Origin of the sequence: Streptomyces rubellomurinus (assembly GCF_000961885.1) — a bacterium.
Taxonomy (GTDB): domain Bacteria; phylum Actinomycetota; class Actinomycetes; order Streptomycetales; family Streptomycetaceae; genus Kitasatospora; species Kitasatospora rubellomurina.
Window position 1 is genome coordinate 1 of the sequence record NZ_JZKH01000023.1, and the last position, 18,111, is coordinate 18,111.

The following is an 18,111-nucleotide window of genomic DNA, read 5'->3' on the forward strand; positions in this document are numbered from 1 at the left end:
CAGGCGTCAGTGGTGCTACCAGAGCACGTCCCACTTTCAGTGGGGAGAGTCCGTGCGACCCGGGCCTGGCGCTCCAGTTCGGACGAGGTCCGGTGCCTTTCTCGGCGCCGGGCCTCGTTCGCGTTTCCCGGCCGCTGCCGGGACCGGGCCGGTCCGGGGCCGGTCTGGGGCCGGTCTCAGGCCGGCTGGCGGTCGGAGCCGAGTTCGCGGGAGATCCGCAGGCCGGCCTGGGCGACGACCGGGCCGAGGGCGCGGACGCGGGCGGCGGTCATCCGGGAGGTCAGGCCGGACACCGAGAGCGCCGCCGTCACCTCGCCGGTGTGGTCGAAGATCGGCGCGGCGACGCAGCGCACCTCGGGCTCGTTCTCGCGGTCGTCGATGGCGTAGCCGCGGGCGCGGATCCTGGCCAGGTCGGCGCGCAGGCGCGGTTCGTCCGCGATGGTCCACGCGGTGACCGGCCGCAGGCCCGCCGCGACCACCTCGGCGACGGCCTCCTCGGGCAGCCAGGCCAGGATCGCCTTTCCGGTGGCCGTGCAGTAGGCGGGCGCCCGGCTGCCGACCCGGGACGCCATCCGGACGTTGGTCTCGTCCTCGACCTTGTCCAGGTAGACGATCCCGGGCGCCTGCCAGACGGTCAGGTGGACGGTCTCGCCCGCCTCGCGCTGGAGCCGGCGCAGGTGCTCGGTGGCGACGCTGCGCAGGTCGAGGGTGGACAGGTAGGCCTGGCCGAGCCGCAGCGAGCCGTGGCCGAGCCGGAACCAGCCGGTCTCGCGGTCCCGGTCGAGCAGGTGCTCGTCGAGCATCGGGCCGGTCAGCCGCAGCACGGTGCTCTTGTTCAGGCCGAGTGCTTCGGCGAGTTGGGCGAGCGGGACGCCGCGGCCGTCGCCGTGGTCGCGGACGTGGCCGAGGACGGCGAGCGCGCGGCGCAGCGAGGAGGACTGGTTGCGTTCCGTCACGGGCTTCTTGGGGGCCGTGTCCGTCATGGGTCCGTTTCCCTGGTCCGTTTCCCTGGTCCGTTTTCCTGGTCGTGATCGGCGGTTGTCTGGTCCAGTGGTGGTCAGAACCTACCCCTTCGCGGGCGGATCACCTCGTCCTCGATACAACGTTGTGCACTGCAAAACTTCGCGAACCGCCTCTTGTTGGGGCCGATCGCCCACGCCCAACGTCCCTGCGATGGGCAACCTGCCGACGCTGAAGTCCGGGGCGCCATCATGGCCGCCTCCACCCTGATGACCGTGCCGGTCCTCGTCTTCTTCGTCGCCGTCCGACGCCGTCTGGTCTCCGGCCTGGCGGGTGCGGTCAAGGACTGACCGCACCCGCGGGCGGGGCAGGAGTTCGGGAACCTCAGCGGGTGGTGGAGCGCTTGCGCCACCACCAGGCGCCGCCGGCGGCGAGCAGGACCACGGCGGCGGCGCCGATGGCGACGGGGGCGGCCGAGGAGGAGGAGTCGTCGCTCTTGGCGGCGGCCGCCGGGGTGGCCGAGGCGGTGATGCTCGGGGTCACGGAGGGGGCGGCGGACGAGGCGGCGGCCGAGGGGGTGGTCGTCGCGGTCGGGGTGGCCGCGGTGGAGGGGGCGAGCGGGGTGGCGCCCGGCGCGGCGGCGGCGAGCTTGAGGGTGGGGGCCGGGTGCTCGGGCTCGGTGCCGCCCTGGGGCAGGTCGATCCAGCGGACGATGCTGCCGTCGCTGTAGGTCTCCAGGGTCTTGAAGACCAGCTCCTTGGCGTCGGGCAGCTGCTTGATGGTGATCTTGTAGACGGCGTCCTTGCCCTGCGGCAGCGCCGCGCCGCCGACCGTGAAGCCGTCCGCGGTGGCGGCGAAGGTCCAGCCGGCCGGGGCGTCGGCGAGCGTGACGTCGGCCGGGGCGATGCCCGCGGGCAGGACGACCTGGAACTTGGCGAGCCCGGCGGTGCTCGACTCGGCCTCGGCGGTGAACGTCAGGGTGGCCTTGGCGGCCAGCGCCTGCGCGGTGTCGGACGCCACCTCGACGTGGGCGAAGGCGGGGACGGCGAGGGCGAGGGCTCCGGCCGCGACGGCCGTGACGGTGGCGGCGCGGGCGGCCAGGCGGGCGGTGTTCATGAAACGGCGCTCCGGGGGACAGGGTGCTGTGGGGGGTGCGAGGGGCGGGTCGGCCCCGTCGCAGCAAGTCGGCCCGAACCGGCAACGAGTTCCCGGCATTCGGTGTGATGCGCGTCACGCCCTGACGGAACCGGCCGGACGACCTGATTTTGGCCGACCCCGGTCTGTGGCGCGCAAGCTCGGGGTGCGACGATGTGCCGCCATGGACGTGGGTGGAGGAATGCGCACCGGACGGGCCGCGGTGTTCGCGGCCGTGTCCGTGCTGCTCGCCTCGCTCGGCCACGTCCTGATGTCCGGGACCCCCGTGCCCGCCTGGTCCGCCGCCGCCGCCCTGGCCGCCGTGTTCGGCCTCGCCCGGCCGCTCGGCGCCCGCGAGCGCGGGCCGCTGCTGGTGACCGGGCTGACGGTCGGCGTCCAGGCCGCACTGCACACGCTCTTCGCGCTCGGGCAGGCCGCGGCCGGTTCCGGAACCTCGGCCGGCGGCGACCTGGCCGACCAGTGGGCCCGACTGCTCCTGTGCACCTCCCATCCCGTGTCGCCCGCCGAGACGGTGCGGATGGCGCAGGCGGCCGGGCTCGGCGACCTGGCCGGTATGCCAGGCATGACCGGTATGCCGGGGACGGCCGGCATGTCGGGGATGGCGGGCATGCCGGGGACGGCCGTGGGCGCGCACGCCCACCAGCTCGGCACCGTGACGGCCGGGCCCGCGCAGCACGCCGGCGGGGGGATGACCGGCATGCTGGCGGCCCACCTGCTCGCCGCCCTGCTGATGGGCCTGTGGCTGTCGGCGGGCGAGCGCGGCGCGTTCCGCCTCGGCCGGGCCGTCACCGCGCGGCTCCTCGCGCCGCTGCTCCTCCTGCTCCGGCTGGCCTGCCCGCCGCACCGGCCGCGCCTGCGGCCCGTCCGCGCCGGTTCCGCCCAGCGGCTGCGGCAGCTGCTGCTCGTCCACGCCCTCACCTCTCGGGGACCGCCCGCCGGGATCGCCGTCGCCTGACGGCCCTCCCCGGGGCTCCCTCCGCCGACGCCGTACCCGCTGCCGGGTGCGGCGACGCTGCCGCGCTGCGACCCAGCGACGCTGCGGCGCCGAGGCGCGCCCCGGCACGGTCCTGCGGCCGAGCCGCCGCTCCCACGCCTCTCCGAGAAGGACTCCCGGCGATGACACCTGCCCTGCCACGCCCGCGTTCCGCCCGATACCGCCACCCGCACGACGACGCCACGATCACCGCCTGGGCCCTCGCCGCCCGCCACGGCGATCCGGCCGCCGTGGAGAGATTCGTCCGCGCCACCCGCCCGGACGTCCTGCGCTACGTCGCCCACCTGAGCGGCGAGCCGCAGGCCGCCGACGACCTCACCCAGGACACCTACCTGCGCGCCCTGCGCGGCCTGCACCGCTTCGAGGCCCGCTCCTCCGCCCGCACCTGGCTGCTGGCCATCGCCCGCCGCACCGTCGCCGACCGCTTCCGCACGGCGGCCGCCCGGCCCCGTCTGGTGGCCACCGACGACTGGCAGGCCACGGCCGAGCGCGTGCAGGACTGCGACGCGCCCGGCTTCGACGAGGGCCTGGCGCTGGCCGAACTGCTGGAGACGCTGCCCGCCGAGCGGCGGGACGCCTTCGTCCTCACCACGATGCTGGGTCTGCCGTACGAGGAGGCCGCCGTGGTCACGGGCTGCCCGATCGGCACCGTACGGTCCCGGGTCTCCCGCGCCCGCACCACCCTGATCGGGCTCCTCGCGGCGGCCGAACGGGGAACGGACGCGCGCCTCGTCGCCTGCGCGGCCTGATCGGCCTGCGCGGCCTGACCGCCGGACCGATCGATCAGCCCGCCGCCGGGGCGCGCCGGAGCGCGGCATGCCCGGGCGGCGGGCCGGGCTCAGCTCCCGAGGAAGTCCAGGAGGTCCTGGTTGAACCTCTCCTTCTCCCCGGGGACCGCGGCGATGCCGTGGCCGGCGCCCTCGTAGACCTTGAGCCGGGCGTTCGGGACGAGCCGTGCGGCCTTGCGGCTGGTGGCGTCGATCGGCACGATCTGGTCGTCGTCTCCGTGGATGATCAGGGTGGGGACGTCGAACTTCTTCAGGTCCTCGGTGAAGTCCGTCTCCGCGAAGGCCGTCGCGCAGTCCACGCCGGCCTTGATGCTCTGGTGCATGGCCATGAGCCAGTAGGCGTCCTGGTTGCCCTGGGTGACCTGGTTGCCGGGGCGGTTGGCGCCGAAGAACGACGGCGCCAGGTCCTTCCAGAACTGTGAACGCTCCTTCAGGATGCCCGCCCTGATGCCGTCGATCACCTCGCCCGGCACGCCCTCGGGGTTTCCGGCGGTCCGGCCCATCAGCGGCGGGATCGCCGAGAGCAGGAGCGCCCTGCTGATCCGGCCGGTGCCGTGGCGCCCGATGTAGCGGGCGAGCTCGCCGCCGCCCATGGAGTGGGCCACCAGGGTGACCTCGTGCAGATCGAGCCCGGTGAGGAGGTCGTTCAGGTCGTCGGCGAAGGTGTCGAAGTCGTAGCCGTCCCAGGGCTGGCTGGAGCGGCCGTGGCCGCGGCGGTCGTGGGCGATGCCGCGGAAGCCGTGGTCGGCGACCAGCTTCATCTGGTCCTCCCAGGCGTCCGCGTTCAGCGGCCAGCCGTGGATGAAGACGACCGGGCGGCCGCTGCCCCAGTCCTTGTAGTGGATCTCGACGCCGTCACGGGTGGTCAGGATGGGCATGGCGTTCTCCTCGTCGGGTGCACCGGCCGGTGGACGGTCCGGCCCGTACGGCGTGCGGGGCCCGCCACCGATGGACCTGGCGCGCAGCTGGGCGGTGGGGGCGGCGTCCGGCCGCACCCCCACAGCCATCCTGCGAGCGGCCCCGTGATCCGCAACGCGAACCGTCCGTCGGTGCCACACGTCACCCGGCCGGGCCCAGCCGCCCCGGAGACTCAGCTGACGAAGCCGATGACGCCGTAGGTGTCGACCTCCCGGGCCAGCCGGAGCCAGCCGAGGACCTCCTGGACGGCCTCGGAGACCGCGCGGTCCAGGGCCGGGGCGGGGCGGCCCTCGCGTTCGGCCGACTCGAACTGGCGCAGGGCCTCGCGGCAGCGGGCGGGCGACCACTCGCCGCAGGAGAGGTCGGGGCTGTAGGGGAGGCCGGCGGGGAAGCCGGAGCCGTAGAAGAAGTCCTCGAGCGAGACGGCGGTGATGCCGTGGGCGCGCAGGCCCTCGTCGACCACGTCCAGCCAGCGGCCGCGGAAGGGGCCGAAGGAGCGGTTGTCGAGGTCGGTGGCGTCGATCGCGCACAGGCGCCGGTAGGCGGAGCGGTACTGGTGGCCGTACTCCTCGTCGTACGGGCCGCCGAACACCACCGCGCGCAGGGCCTCGCGGGCGGTGGGGGCGCCGTTCGCGATCTCGTCGGCGGACTCCGCGTCGGCGCGGGCGAGTCCGGCGTCGAAGTAGTCGGCGACCTCGGCGACCACCTCCTCGTCGGCGCAGCCCACGAGCTCGTGCTTGCCCTCGACGTCGGTCAGGTACACGGTCAGGAAGGAACTCATGACAGCACCGTAGCGGGGCCGCCGCGCGGGGTCGGGCGGGCCCGCTGCGTCAGGCCGAGCCGTGGACGAACGCGTGGGCCTCGCGGGCGAGTTGGGGCCAGGGGAGGTCGGCGGCCGGGTCGAGGGCGAGCCATTCGCGCATCGGCTTGCCCTTGCCGGCGTCGAAGTGGGCGCCCGCGCCGGCCGCGACCAGGTCGTCCACCCGGGCCCGGGGCAGTTTGAGGACCAGGCGGCCGGCGGAGAGCATGGCGAAGATGTGGCCGTCCGCCGTGAGGGCGTCGGCGCCGAAGCGGCGGCGGCCGGCGGCGGGCGGCCGGACGCCCGGGAGGTCCTTCAACTCCTCGACCAGGGCGGCGAATCGGTGCTCGGGGTCGGTCCTGTCGACGGCCATCTCAGGCGGCCTCCGCGTTCTCGTGGGGTGGCGGGACGGCGACCAGGACGAACACCGCGTCGGCCTCGTCCCCGACGAGCGCGGCGCGGCCGAAGGGCGTCGGCTCGGGGGCGGTGAGGACGGTGCCGCCGAGGGCGCGCAGCTGTTCGGCGGCGCGATCGGTGTCGGCGGTGCCGAAGTGCGTCAGCCAGCGGGCCGGTTCGTCGGACGGGCCGAGGCTGCAGACCGGCAGGCCGGTCAGCCGGGCGAGGGTGCGGCCCGCGCGCGGCCGGTCGTAGGTGTAGCCGAAGACGCGGCGGTAGAAGGCGCGGGCGGCGTCCGGGTCGGGGGAGAGGTGCGCGTTCCAGGCGAGCGTGCCGGGTTCGTTCACCAGCCCCGCGCCGTCGACGGTGTCGCCGCGCCAGAGGCCGAACGGCGCGCCGAGCGGGTCGACGGCGATCGCGGCGCGGCCCTGGTCGGGCACCTCGTACGGCTCACGGGCGATCCGGCCGCCGGCGGTGCGGACCAGCGCGGCGGTGCGGCGCAGGTCGGCGCAGGCCAGCTGGGTGGTCCAGGCGGCGGGCGCGTCGGGCGCCGCCTCGACCGCCGCCACCGGAGCGCCGTACCGGGTGGCGACCGAGCGGCCGGGGCCGGTCGGCACGAACTCCCAGCCGAACAGCTCGCCGTAGAAGCGCTCCGCCCGGGCGGTGTCCGGCGCCGTCAGGACGACCCAGCACGGGACGCCCTCGCGGTACCTGCCTGCCTTCGGCATCCTGCCCTCCGCGCGTCGGCGCCCCTCCCGCCAGCCTCCGTGCCCCGCCGCGCGGCGGCAACCGGGGCGCAGCGGTAACCGGGCCCGGGCGTCAGGCGACGCCGCGGGGGCGGAACTGGATGCTGATCCGCGGGCCCACCGGGCGGGCGGTCTTGGGGACGGCGTGCTCCCAGGTGCGCTGGCAGGAGCCGCCCATCACCACCAGGTCGCCGTGCCCGAGCGGGCGGCGGACCACCGGCCCGCCGCCGGAGCGCGGCCGCAGCGCCAGCGTGCGCGGCTCGCCGACCGACAGGATCGCGACCATGGTGTCCTCGCGGGCGCCGCGCCCGATCCGGTCGCCGTGCCAGGCCACGCTGTCGCGGCCGTCCCGGTAGTAGCAGAGGCCGAGGGTGCGGAACGGCTCGCCGAGCTCCCGCGCGTAGTGCCGGCTCAGCGCCGCCCGGGCCTCGCCGAGGAGGGGGTGCGGCGGCTCGGCGTCCGCCGGGTAGGAGGCGAGCAGCCGGGGGACGTCGACCGTCCGCTCGTACATCTCCCGCTGCTCGGCCCGCCAGGGCACGGTCGCGGCCAGGTGTTCGAACAGCTCGTCGGCTCCGTGCAGCCACCCGGGCAGCACGTCCAGCCACGCCCCGTCGCCGAGCACCATTCGCCGCAGCCCGCCGAGCGGCCCCAGCCGGGGGCCGCCGGTGTCGGCGTCGTCGAACAGCGACGGCTGGAGGTGGACGGTGCTCCGCATGAGGCCAGCGTACGCCTTGATTCGAACAGGTGCGCGAATCGGAGGGGAAACTCCCGGCCCGAGGCTCGAGCGGTCTGCCATCCTCGGGCGCATGTCAGCCCGTAACCGCCGGCTGCCGCGCGATCTCGCGTGGCCGCTCACCCTGACGGACATCCGTACGGCCATCGGCCCGGAGGAGGCGGCGGCCGCCGGCGTGGACTTCGGTGCGCGCCCGTGGGGGGACGGGACCGCGTTGCACGTCGAGTGGGTGCCGCGGCTCCCCGCCAACTACGGGGGCGGGATCCATCCGGCGTGGTGGAACACCGTGCGGATCGGGGTCTCGCCGCTGCCGGCGGGCGAGCGGGCCGCGGCCCGGCGGGTGCTGCGGGAGAGCGCGCTGCCGGAGCTCGCGGAGTGGATCGGTGCCGCCCGGCGGGAGTCGGAGACCTGGAGGCTGTCGCGGCACAGCCGCTCCTGGCGGCCCGAGGGCGAGGGCGCCGTGCACCGCGACGACGGGCGGCCGTATCGCTGACCCGCCTGGGCCTAGCCTGCGGGTATGGCGATCGACGGCTTCGGGGTGACCGAGTTCCAGTTGGTGCTGTTGCGGCGGATGGCCGACTTCCGGCCCGAGTTGGTGGAGGAGGCGGTGCGGCGGCTCGGGGCCACGCGGGCGGGGATGCGGGAGGCGAACCGGCGGTGGCAGGCGATGGTGCGGTCGTCGCGCTTTCCGCGTGGGGGTGGGCGGTACGCGGTGGTGCTCGGGGCGGCGGAGCGGAGTGCGGCGCGGCGGGTCGGGGATCTGGAGTGCGTGGCCCGGCAGTGGGCGCTGCCGCTCTGGCCGCAGTTGCGGTTCGAGGTGCTGCTGGGGCCGGCGGAGATCGGGGCGCCGGTGCTGAACGCGTGGCTGGTGCGGGCGGAGGGGGTGCCGGTGCCGGTGCTGCGGACGGTCGCGGACCTGGTGCCCTGGGGCTGTGTGGTGGGCGATGTGGGGGCGGCCTTTCCGGGGGCCGTGCCGCGGGAGGGGAGTGCGCCGACGCGCTTCCGGTTGGACTTCGCGGCGCCCGACGTGGACGGGCGGGTGCGCTCCTGGGCGGCCGACTTCACCTGGGGGCTGTTGCAGGAGGTACGGGTGGCTGAGGAGCAGTCATCGGATTTCCGATCGATGCAAGGCGATATTCAGTGAATGCCTTCGATTTGCAGGCCGATATGAGGGTGTGGGAGTGTAATCGCAGACACTGAACAGCCTTGAGAGCGGAAAGCGAAGGATCATGTCGGGCGACGCGCGCGTCATCGTCGGAGTAAGCGGTTCCCTGCACAGCCTCACCGCCCTGCACCGGGCGGCCGAGGAGGCCCGGGCCCGGCAGGCGCTGCTGGTCCCGGTGCTCGCCTGGACCCCGGTCGGCGGCGAGCGCAGCTACCGCGCCCGCCCGTGCCCGCCGCTGCTGCGCGCCTGGCAGGACGCGGCCGAGGCCCGGCTGGAGAGCGCGCTCGGGCAGGCCTTCGGCGGCCTGCCGATCGGCCTGTCGGTGCGGCCGCTGGTGATGCGCGGCGAGGCCGGGCCGGTGCTGACCGAGCTGGCCGACCGGCCCGGTGACCTGCTGGTGGTCAGCGCCGGGCAGCACGCCTCCGTGCGCGGGCGACTGCGCCGGCTGGTGCGCGGCTCGGTCGCCCGCCACTGCCTGGACCACGCGCGCTGCGGCGTGCTCGTCGTCCCGCCGTCCGGCCTGCACGAGGACCTGCGGGCGCTGCACCGTGGCGAGGTCGACCTGCGGGAGCTCATCGCCGCCTGACGGCTTCGCCTGACGAACAGTCAGGCAGCGTGCACCGTGCGGCCGTTGATGACCGTGCGGACCGGCTTCAGGTCGCGCAGCCCGTCGACCGGGCAGGTCAGCGGGTCGGCGGGCCACAGCGTCAGGTCGGCCAGGGCGCCGGGGCGCAGGCTGCCGCGCAGGGTGCTCTCGCCGGTGAGCCGGGCGGCCTCGACGGTGTGCAGGGCGATCGCCTCGGCCCGGGTGATGGCGTGCTCGGGGCCGAGAACCCCGGCCGTGGTGCGGCGGGTGGTCATGCCCCAGACCGAGAGCATCGCGCCGTAGGGGCCGATCGGGAAGTCCGAGCCGGCGGAGAGCCGGCCGCCCTCGTCGAGCCACTCGCGCAGCGGGAAGAGCGCGGCGGTGCGGGCCTCGCCCCAGGCGCGCTGCTGGGTGCGGGCACCGTCGTGCAGCAGCGGGTGCTGCACGGTGACGGGGATGCCGAGCGCGATCGCCCGGGCCCGCTGGTCGGCGCGGGCGAGGCCGCCGTGCTCGACGACCAGGGTGCCGGGCGGCAGGTCGGGCCGGTGCTTGAGCACCTGCTCGAAGACGTCCAGCAGGACGCGCAGCCCGCGGTCGCCCCAGGCGTGCACGCCGACCCGCCGGCCTCGCGCGACCACCCGGTCGACGGCCGCGACCAGCTCCGCCGGCTCCCACAGCAGCCGGCCGTGGAAGCAGGGCTGCCCCGCGTAGGGCTCCTCGACGGCGCCCGCCTCGAAGCCGCCGTCGATGCCGAACTTGACTCCCCACAGGCGCAGTTGGTCGTCGTCGCGACCGGTGGCCGTCCACTCGTCCATCCGGTCCAGCAGGGCGTCGACCTGCTCGGGCGTGCGGGTGGCGAAGCCGGAGACCAGGGCCCGGACCCGGACGGCGAGCGCGCCCTCGGCGCGGGCCGCGTGCAGCACGTCCAGGTCCTCGACCGGGACGAGGCAGTCGCGGACGGTGCCGATCCCGGTGGCGGCGAAGGCGGCGGAGGCGGCCCGCAGGCCGTCGATCCGCTCGGCGAGGGTGGGGCGCGGCAGCACCCGGTCGACCAGCTCGGTCGCCCGGTTGATCAGCCGGCCGGTGCGCCGGCCGTGCGCGTCGCGTTCGATCACCCCGCCGGGCGGGGCCTCGGTGGCGTCGGTGATCCCGGCCAGGCGCAGCGCGGCCGAGTTGAGCACCATGTTGTAAGCGCCTCGGCGGACCAGCACCGGGTGGTCGGTGGTGGCGGTGTCCAACTCCTCGGTGGTGGGCAGGCGTTGCTCGGCCAGCTGCACCTCCTGCCAGTTGACGGTGGTGGTGATCCACCGCCCGGCGGGGGTGCGGGCGGCGCGCTCGCGGATCAGCCGGAGGAAGGCGGCGAGGTCGCGGGCCTCGTGGACGGGGACGCCGTGGACGCTGTGGCCGGCCATGATCAGGTGGGCGTGGGTGTCGTCGAAGGCGGGCAGTACGGTGGCGCCGGGGGCGTCGACCACCTCGGTGGCGGGCCCGGCGAGGGCGTCCAGGCCGTCCGGGGCGGGGGAGAGGGCGGTGATCCGGCCGCCGGTGACGGCGATCGCCCGCTGCGGCGGCTCGCCGGGGGCGAGGGTGTGCACGGCGGCGGCGCGGATCAACAGGTCGGCGGAGGACGGGGTGCTCATGACGGCTCCTGGGGGACGGTCTCCTGGGGGACGGGGGACAGCCCGGTGACCTTCTCGACGTAGCGCAGGCTCGGCTCGGCGAGCAGGCGGTGCAGCTCGGTGAAGAGGGCGCGCGCGGGGCCGGCGTTCCAGTCCTCGGGCAGCAGCGACTCGGGCAACCCCGGGTCCAGGTACGGCAGTCGGCGCCACTGGGTGAGCATCGGCAGATAGGCGCGGAACGCCTCGGCTGGGTCCGGCCGGTTCGGCGGATCCGGTCGGCCCGGCGGGCTCAGTCGGTGAAGGGCCGGCCGCCAGGCGTCCGAGAAGGCCGCGTACTGCGCCTCGATCGCCGGGAGGTCCCACCAACTCGCCACCGCCGTACGGAGGTCGGCGAAGCCGGCGTACTCGGCGGAGAGGAACAGGTGGACGTAGCCGTCCAGGCCGAGCCGGGCCAGCAGGCGGCGGGCGTCCGGCAGCAGCCGGGCGGGGGCGAGCCAGACGCCGGGGGCGGCGTTGCCGAAGCCGAGCCAGCTGAGCCGCGAGCGCAGCTGGTGGCGGTGGGCGCGCGCGGACTCGGGCACCGAGAAGACGGCGACCACCCAGCCGTCCGCGAGGTCGGCGGGCTCCAGGCTGTGGAAGATCCGCCGGTCCCCCTCCTGGAACACCGGCTCCATCGCGGCGGCGAGCCGGTAGCCGGTGGCGTCGCGGCGCTCCTGGAGCAGGGTGCCGGCCTTCTTCAGCCGGGAGATCGCCGAGCGGACGGACGGGCCGTCGACGTCCAGTTCGGCCATCAGCGCGATCAGGTCGGCGATCGATATCCAGCCGCCGAGGCGGCGGACGAACTCGCCGTAGACGGTGTGGATCAGGGCGCTGGGCCGGGTGGTGCCGTCCGGCATGTGCGGGCCCTCCTCCCTGGAAGTCGGTGGTGATCATAGCCGTGGCGCCCCGGTCAGCAGTAGGCGCCGGAGAGCAACTGCCCGGCGCCGGGGGCGAAGGCGGGCAGGCCGAGGGCGCGCAGCAGCTGGTGGGTGGTGCAGATCGCGGCCGAGACGACCGGCTTGCCGAGCTGCCGCTCCGCCTCCTCGACGGCGGACAGCGAGGGCATCTGCACGCAGGCGGAGAGCACCACGGCGTCGGCCTCGGCGTGCGCGAGGCCGCGGGCGATCGCGGGCAGCCGGGCCGGGTCGTGGGCGGCGACGTCCAGGTTGTCGGCGATCTCCAGGGCCGCGTGGTCGAGGACCTCGACGCCCTCGGCGGCCAGGTAGTCGACGACGGTGCGGGCCAGCGGCCGCAGGTACGGGGTGACCAGGACGACCTTCCGGGCGCCGAGCGTCCGCAGCCCGGCGACCAGGGCGCCGGCGCTGGTGACCACGGGCGCGGGCGCGCCGTTCTCCACCGTGCGGCGGTGCAGCCGCTGTTCGGCCTCGCGGTGGTAGCCGGGGCCGGTGGCCATCACGGCGACCAGGCAGGCGTAGCCGATCACGTCGACCCGGGCGTCGGCGAGTTCGGCGGCGCAGCGGTCCGACTCGCCGTCCATGGCGCGCAGTTGCTCGGGGGTGACCCTGGTCATCCGCATCCGGCTGGAGTGGAAGGTGAACCGCTCGGGGGCGACGGCCTCGCGGGCCCGCAGCAGGGCGGGGACCTCGGTCTCCATGGTGACGTTGGAGCTGGGGACGATCTGGCCGATCCGGTACGTGGGCGGCATGGGCGTGGTGCTCCCTTCGGCGGATGTCGTGCGGGCGTCGGTCACGTGCGGGCGTCGATGACGGGGTTGGCGAGGGTGCCGATCCGCTCGATGGTGGCCTCGACCAGGTCGCCGGGCTGCAGGAACTGCGGCGGGACGAGGCCGGCGCCGACGCCGGAGGGGGAGCCGGTGGCGATCACGTCCCCCGGTTCCAGGGTCATGCCGGAGGAGATGTCGGCGATCAGCCGGGCGATGCCGAACAGCATGTGCCGGGTGTTGGAGTCCTGCCGCAGTTCGCCGTTGACCCGCAGCGAGAGGTCGAGGTCCTGCGGGTCGGGGATCTCGTCGGCGGTGGCCACGACCGGGCCGAACGGCGCGTAGCTGTCCTGGCCCTTGGAGAAGAACCACTGCCCGGACCGGCGCTGGTCGCGGGCGCTGACGTCGTTGACGATGCTGTAGCCGAACACGTGCCGCAGGGCGTCCTGTTCGGCCACCCGGAAGGCGGGTTCGCCGATGACCACGGCGAGTTCGCACTCCCAGTCGAGCTGCTTGGTCAGGTCGGCGTTGTGCAGGATCGGCTGGCCGGGGCCAGTGACGGCGGTGGCGGGCTTGCCGAACAGGACCGGGCGGTCCGGGAGTTCGCGCTCGGTGTCCAGGGTGCGGTGCGATTCGGCCACGTGCTCCACGTAGTTGAGGCCGACGCCGACGATCTTGCCGGGGCGCAGCGGGGCGCAGAGCGTGACCTCGGCCAGCGGACGGGTGTCCGGCGGGCGGGTGCCCGGCGCGTCGGCGAGCAGGCGGCCGGCGAGGGCCAGGGCGGGCCGGCCGGCCCGGATCAACCCGAGCAGGTCGCCCGGGAGTTCGGCCCCGGCGGCGCGGGCGAGGGCGGTCAGGTCGGCGACCCGGTCGGCGCCGATCCGCGCGCCGAGGCGCGGGGTGTCGTCGCCGTCCGCGCGGTAGGTCAGCAGGTGCATGGCTGCGGTACTCCTGTCGGGAAGGTCAGGAAGGTCAGGAAGGTCAGGAAGGTCGGGGAGGCCAGGAAGGTCGGGGAGGCCAGGAAGGTCGGGGAGGCCGGGAAGGTCAGGAGGCTCAGGAAGGGGTGGCGGGCTGGTGTCCGTCGTGGGCCGGGTGGGCCTCCTCGCGGTAGAGGCCGAGGGAGTGCATCACCGGGAAGTCGTTGAAGGAGAACAGGCAGGCGTCCTCGCCCTGGTCGAGGTTCGCGTGCTCGTGCCAGGCCCAGGACGGGACGACGAAGACGTCGCCCTGCTGCCACTCGAAGCGCTGCCCGGCGACCACCGAGACGCCGTGCCCCTGGGCGGCGGTGTAGACCACCGAGCCGGTGTGCCGGTGGGCGCGGGTGGCCTGGCCGGGGCGGAGCAGCTGCAGGTGGGCGGCCATGGTGGGCATCACCGAGCCGCCGGTGACCGGGTTGGTGTACTCCATGACCACGCCGTCGTAGGGCGAGCCCTCGGTGGCGCGGGCGAGCCGGCGCAGCGCGTCGTAGCTGGGCTCCCAGGGCCAGCCGAGCAGCGGCGAGTAGGGGCGGGTCCACTTCTCGACGCCGTACGGCAGGAGGTTGCCGCCGTAGCTGAGCAGGGAGGAGTTCGCCACCGGGCCGGGGCGCTGGTACAGCTCGGGGTGGACTTCGTAGAAGTTGGCGTCGAGGGTGTTGACCAGCGGGATGTCCAGGCCGTCCTGCCAGATCACCGGCTCGTCGTCGGCCTCGTTGCCGTGCTCGTGCCAGGTGTTGTTGGGGGTGATGGCGAAGTCGCGCGGGCCGACCCTGAGCTTCTGCCCGTCCACGATCGTCCAGGCGCCGGTGCCCTCGTGGACGAAGCGCAGGGCGGCGGCCTGGTGGCGGTGCGCGGTCATCGCCTCGCCGGGGCCCATGATCTGCAGGCCGGTGTACAGCAGGCCCACGGCGGCGCTGAGTTCGCGGCGCCCGGGGTTGACCAGCATGACCACCCGGCGGCCCGCGTCGTCGGCCTTGACCAGGGGCAGGGCCTTGCGGACCAGCGGGCGCAGGTCCGCGTAGCGCCACAGCACGGGGACGGACCTCGGCTGCGGGTACCAGGGCTCGATCTCGTTCGCCACCGTCCACAGCGCGCCGGCCTGGTGCTCGGCCAACTCCTCGTAGTAGGCGAGCAGTTCGGGGCTCTCGGTGACGCGGGACCGGCCGATCCGGTCGTCGTCGTAGCGGGCTTCCTCGTGGCTGGTCATGCCTCCTCCTCGGGGAACGAGAGCGGCCGCAGCGGACGGTCGTCCACCCGCAGCCGGAAGACGTCGAAGCGGTTGTAGTGGCCGACGATGTCGTGCATCTGCTTGGGCTGGATGCAGCGGCCGAGGTCGATCTCGGCGTAGACCACGCCCTCCTCGTCCACCAGCGGCTCGGTGACCGGCCGGCCGTCCGGGCCGAACACGCCGGACAGGGCGTTGCGCGGGCGGGCGAGCTGCTTGCGCACCTGCGGGTCGCCGTCCGCGATCAGGTCGGCCATCTCCGGGGAGATGGTGGAGCAGGAGACGACGGTGAACACCTTGCCCTCGAAGCAGTGCGCGGCGGCGCGCAGCGAGATCGCCTCCGCCATGTCGTAGTCCTCGGGGGCGACCGGCAGGGCGATGTAGCAGGCGGCGTGGACGAGTTCGCCCTGGGCGAGCAGGGTGAAGCGGGCCAGCGGGTTGGTGTTCTCGCCGCAGGCGAGCGCGCCGAGCGGGCCGACCGCCGTGCGGTGGACGCGCAGGGTGCTGCCGTCGCCCTGGGTCCAGGTCAGCTTCTCGGCCCAGGTCGGCACCAACTTGCGGTGGGCGGCGAGCAGTCCGCCGTCCGCGCCGATGATCAGCAGGGTGTTGTACAGCGCCCCGAGGCTGTGCGGGCCGCGCTCGTTGACGCCGATCACCACGACGGTGCCGGTCTGCCGGGCGGCGGCGCACAGGGTGTCGACGTACGGGCCGGGGACGTCCACGGCGGCGCGGAACAGGCGCTCGTACCAGGGCGAGCCCTGCACCGGGGTCATCGTCCAGTTCCAGTACGGGTAGCCGGCCACGAAGACCTCGGGGAAGACCACCAGGGACGCGCCGTTGCGGGCGGCCTCGTGGATCAGGGCGACGGCCTTGTCGACGGTGGCGGCCGGGTCGAGGTAGACGGGGGCGGTCTGGACGGCGGCGGCGGTGAAGCGGGGGAGGTCCAGCAACGGGTTTCTCCTTGCCTGTTACGGGGCGGGCCGCCAGCGGCGGTGGACGGGCGGGGCGCTCTCGCGCAGCAGGTGCAGGCGCGGGGCGACCCGGTCGGCGCCCGGGCCGGGCGGCTTGCGGCTGCCCGCGCGCCAGGGCTCGGGCCAGTGGACGCCCGGGCCGGTGCAGCCCTGGTCGGCGGCGGCGTGCAGGGTCCACAGCGGGTCGTACAGGTGGGCGCGGCCGACCGCGACCAGGTCGGCCCGGCCGGCCAGCAGCACCGAGTTGGCGTCGTCGTGGCCGGAGATCGCCCCGACCGCGACGGTCGGCAGGCCGGTGGCGGCGCGGACCAGCTCGGCGAACGGCGTCTGGTAGCCGCGCCCGTACGGCGGCCGCTGGTGCGCCACCACCTCGCCGGTGGAGACGTCCACGGCGTCCGCCCCGGCCTCGCCGAGCGCCCGGCAGATCGCCACCGCCTCGGCCTCGGTGGTGCCGCCGGGAGCCCAGTCGCAGGCCGAGATGCGCACCAGCAGGGGCCGCCCGGTGGGCCAGGCGGCGCGGACGGCGGTCAGCACCTCGAGCGGCAGCCGCAGCCGGTGGGCGAGCGGGCCGCCGTAGCGGTCGGTACGGCGGTTGGTGAGCGGGGAGAGGAAGGAGGACAGCAGGTGGCCGTGGCCGAACTGAAGCTCCAGCACGTCGAAGCCGGCCCGGGCGGCGCGCTCGGCGGCGGCCGCGAAGTCGGCGGTGACGGCGGCGAGTTGGATGTGGTTCGCCTCGTGCGGGGCGGGGCTGTCGGCGTCCCAGGGCAGTGGCGAGGCGGCCAGCAGCGGCCAGCCCTCGGCCGCGGGGAGCGGGCGGCCGACGCCGTCCGGCGCGGGGGTGGCGGTGGCGCCCCGGCGGCCGGCGTGGGTCAGCTGGAGGCCGACCGGGGCGTCGCTCACCGCCCTTACGGCGAGCAGGAGTTCACGCCAGGCGGCCTCCTGGTGGTCGCTCCACAGCCCCGGGCAGCGGTCGGTGGTGCGGCCCTCGGGGCTGACGGCGGTCATCCCGGCGATGAGCAGGCCGGGGCCGCCGAGCGCCAGGGCGGTGAGCTGGGCCCGGTCGAAGGCGCTGGGCAGGGCGTCCGGGGAGGTGAAGGTGGCCAGCGGCGGCACGACGATCCGGTTGCGCAGCTCCAGCGCGGCCAGCTTCAGCGGCCGGAACATCGGCGGCACTCCGGGCGAGCCGCCGAAGGCGGTGTCCACGGCGTCCACGAAGCCGCGGTCGCGGGCCCGCAGGCCGTCGTAGGTGACCCGGCGGCTGCGGGTCAGCAGGTTGAACGCGAACTGGTCGGGGCCCTGCCCGGTGCGCCGCCCGATCGTCTCGAACCACTCCAGGCTCGCCTGCGCCGCCCGCTGGGTGGACTCCACCACCGGCCGCCGCTCCGCCTCGTAGGCGGCCAGCGCGCCCGCCAGGTCCGGCTGTTCGCTCAGCGAGGCCGCGAGCGCGAGGGCGTCCTCCAAGGCGAGCTTGGTGCCCGAGCCGATCGAGAAGTGCGCGGAGTGCGCGGCGTCGCCGAGCAGGACGACGTTGCGGTGGCGCCAGCGGGCGTTGCGGACGGTGGTGAAGCGGATCCAGCGGGAGGCGTTGGGGATCAGCCGGCAGCCGTCCAGGTGCGGGGCCAGCAGCGCGGCGCAGCGGCGCACGCTCGCCAGGTCGCTCTCGCCGCGGCCCCACTCCTGTGCGGCCAGCGCCTCGAAGCCCGCCCGGCGCCAGGCGTCCTCGGCGATCTCGACGATGAAGGTCGAGCGGGTGGCGCTGTACGGGTAGGCGTGCACCTGCAGCACGCCGAAGTCGAACTCCTCGACGATGAAGGTGAAGGCCTCGAAGACCCGGTCGGTGCCGAGCCAGATGTAGCGGCTTTGCCGCTCGTCCAGCTCGGGGCCGAAGGCGTCCGCGTACGCCGCCCTGGTCGGCGAGTGGATGCCGTCCGCGGCGACCACCAGGTCGTACTCGGCGGCGAGTTCGGCGAGCGGCGGGGCGGCGGTGCGGTAGCGTAGGTCCACCGCCAGCTCCTCGCAGCGGGCGCGCAGGACGGCGCGCAGCCGGTTGCGGTCGAGGGCGGCGAAGCCGTGCCCGCCGCTGGTGCGCACCTGGCCGGCGTAGCGGACGTCGATGTCGCTCCAACGGGCGAACTCGGCGCTGATCGCGGCGAAGACCTTCGGATCGGCCTGGGCGATGCCGTCCAGGGTCTCGTCGGAGAACACCACGCCGAAGCCGGACTCCGTCTCCGGGGCGTTGCGCTCGAACACGGTGATCCGCCGGTCCGGCGCCAACTGCCGGGCGAGGGCGGCGAAGTAGAGCCCGCCCGGGCCGGCACCGATCACCGCGATCCTGGACGCCCCGGTCACGACAGCACCT

The 18,111-nt window shown here is 75.1% G+C and carries 19 protein-coding genes and 1 pseudogene; 6 read left to right on the forward strand and 14 right to left on the reverse strand.

Features of this window, described 5'->3' with window-relative positions; all coding sequences use genetic code 11:
• Positions 1–176: 176 nt before the first annotated feature.
• The gene (locus tag VM95_RS13535; protein WP_045696118.1) at positions 177–983 is read right to left on the reverse strand and encodes an IclR family transcriptional regulator; all 807 of its coding nucleotides are present in this window, start codon (positions 981–983) and stop codon (positions 177–179) included.
• A 219-nt stretch (positions 984–1,202) separates the two neighbouring features.
• On the opposite strand from VM95_RS13535, the pseudogene VM95_RS41500 reads away from it, so the two are divergent.
• Positions 1,203–1,310: pseudogene (locus VM95_RS41500) on the forward strand (carbohydrate ABC transporter permease); the annotation flags it as partial.
• Positions 1,311–1,344: 34 nt separating this feature from the next.
• Here the strand turns inward: VM95_RS41500 and VM95_RS13540 are convergent.
• Positions 1,345–2,076 (reverse strand): DUF1775 domain-containing protein, encoded by a 732-nt coding sequence (locus VM95_RS13540; protein WP_045696121.1) that lies wholly within the window; start codon positions 2,074–2,076, stop codon positions 1,345–1,347.
• A gap of 202 nt (positions 2,077–2,278) precedes the next feature.
• On the opposite strand from VM95_RS13540, the gene VM95_RS13545 reads away from it, so the two are divergent.
• Positions 2,279–3,070 carry a hypothetical protein gene (locus VM95_RS13545; protein ID WP_107072953.1) on the forward strand — a complete coding sequence of 264 codons (792 nt, stop codon included), beginning with the start codon at positions 2,279–2,281 and terminating at the stop codon, positions 3,068–3,070.
• Positions 3,071–3,231: 161 nt separating this feature from the next.
• Positions 3,232–3,858 (forward strand): sigma-70 family RNA polymerase sigma factor, encoded by a 627-nt coding sequence (locus VM95_RS13550; RefSeq protein ID WP_045696122.1) that lies wholly within the window; start codon positions 3,232–3,234, stop codon positions 3,856–3,858.
• Between the two features lie 89 nt (positions 3,859–3,947).
• On the opposite strand, the gene VM95_RS13555 is transcribed toward VM95_RS13550, so the two are convergent.
• From VM95_RS13555 to VM95_RS13575, 5 genes are all read right to left on the reverse strand, one after another.
• Positions 3,948–4,775, reverse strand: coding sequence for an alpha/beta fold hydrolase (locus VM95_RS13555; RefSeq protein ID WP_045696240.1), 828 nt, complete (start codon positions 4,773–4,775; stop codon positions 3,948–3,950).
• 212 nt (positions 4,776–4,987) lie between these two features.
• Entirely contained in the window at positions 4,988–5,596 is a 609-nt protein-coding gene (locus VM95_RS13560; protein ID WP_045696123.1) for a DUF7691 family protein, read from the reverse strand.
• 49 nt (positions 5,597–5,645) lie between these two features.
• Positions 5,646–5,987 (reverse strand): TfoX/Sxy family protein, encoded by a 342-nt coding sequence (locus VM95_RS43695; protein ID WP_045696126.1) that lies wholly within the window; start codon positions 5,985–5,987, stop codon positions 5,646–5,648.
• Position 5,988: 1 nt separating this feature from the next.
• The gene (locus VM95_RS13570; RefSeq protein WP_045696129.1) at positions 5,989–6,738 is read right to left on the reverse strand and encodes a VOC family protein; all 750 of its coding nucleotides are present in this window, start codon (positions 6,736–6,738) and stop codon (positions 5,989–5,991) included.
• A 91-nt stretch (positions 6,739–6,829) separates the two neighbouring features.
• Positions 6,830–7,471, reverse strand: a complete 642-nt coding sequence (locus tag VM95_RS13575) for an alpha-ketoglutarate-dependent dioxygenase AlkB (RefSeq protein WP_045696132.1) — start codon at positions 7,469–7,471, stop codon at positions 6,830–6,832.
• Positions 7,472–7,562: 91 nt separating this feature from the next.
• Between VM95_RS13575 and VM95_RS43700 the strand changes: the two genes are divergently transcribed.
• The 3 genes from VM95_RS43700 to VM95_RS13590 all read left to right on the forward strand — a co-directional run bounded on the left by VM95_RS43700 (position 7,563) and on the right by VM95_RS13590 (position 9,240).
• The gene (locus tag VM95_RS43700) at positions 7,563–7,982 is read left to right on the forward strand and encodes a hypothetical protein (protein WP_045696133.1); all 420 of its coding nucleotides are present in this window, start codon (positions 7,563–7,565) and stop codon (positions 7,980–7,982) included.
• 24 nt (positions 7,983–8,006) lie between these two features.
• Positions 8,007–8,633, forward strand: coding sequence for a hypothetical protein (locus VM95_RS13585; protein WP_045696136.1), 627 nt, complete (start codon positions 8,007–8,009; stop codon positions 8,631–8,633).
• A gap of 85 nt (positions 8,634–8,718) precedes the next feature.
• Complete coding sequence (locus tag VM95_RS13590; RefSeq protein WP_045696139.1) at positions 8,719–9,240, forward strand: universal stress protein; 522 nt, start codon at positions 8,719–8,721, stop codon at positions 9,238–9,240.
• Between the two features lie 20 nt (positions 9,241–9,260).
• On the opposite strand, the gene VM95_RS13595 is transcribed toward VM95_RS13590, so the two are convergent.
• The 7 genes from VM95_RS13595 to VM95_RS13625 form a co-directional block, all read right to left on the reverse strand.
• Positions 9,261–10,880, reverse strand: coding sequence for an amidohydrolase (locus VM95_RS13595; protein WP_045696142.1), 1,620 nt, complete (start codon positions 10,878–10,880; stop codon positions 9,261–9,263).
• Positions 10,877–11,755: a PaaX family transcriptional regulator gene (locus VM95_RS13600; protein WP_045696145.1), complete on the reverse strand. Its 879-nt coding sequence runs from the start codon at positions 11,753–11,755 to the stop codon at positions 10,877–10,879. The genes VM95_RS13595 and VM95_RS13600 overlap by 4 nt, the downstream gene beginning before the upstream one ends.
• Before the next feature lie 53 nt (positions 11,756–11,808).
• Complete coding sequence (locus VM95_RS13605; protein WP_045696148.1) at positions 11,809–12,564, reverse strand: maleate cis-trans isomerase family protein; 756 nt, start codon at positions 12,562–12,564, stop codon at positions 11,809–11,811.
• Positions 12,565–12,605: 41 nt separating this feature from the next.
• Entirely contained in the window at positions 12,606–13,517 is a 912-nt protein-coding gene (locus VM95_RS13610) for a fumarylacetoacetate hydrolase family protein (RefSeq protein ID WP_045696151.1), read from the reverse strand.
• A 115-nt stretch (positions 13,518–13,632) separates the two neighbouring features.
• A complete protein-coding gene (locus VM95_RS13615) occupies positions 13,633–14,763 on the reverse strand; it encodes a cupin domain-containing protein (RefSeq protein ID WP_045696153.1) in 1,131 nt (376 codons plus the stop codon).
• Positions 14,760–15,731 (reverse strand): carbon-nitrogen hydrolase family protein, encoded by a 972-nt coding sequence (locus VM95_RS13620; protein WP_045696156.1) that lies wholly within the window; start codon positions 15,729–15,731, stop codon positions 14,760–14,762. Before VM95_RS13620 ends, VM95_RS13615 begins: the two co-directional genes overlap by 4 nt.
• 18 nt (positions 15,732–15,749) lie before the next feature.
• A complete protein-coding gene (locus tag VM95_RS13625; protein WP_045696159.1) occupies positions 15,750–18,101 on the reverse strand; it encodes an oxidoreductase in 2,352 nt (783 codons plus the stop codon).
• Positions 18,102–18,111 lie beyond the last annotated feature (10 nt).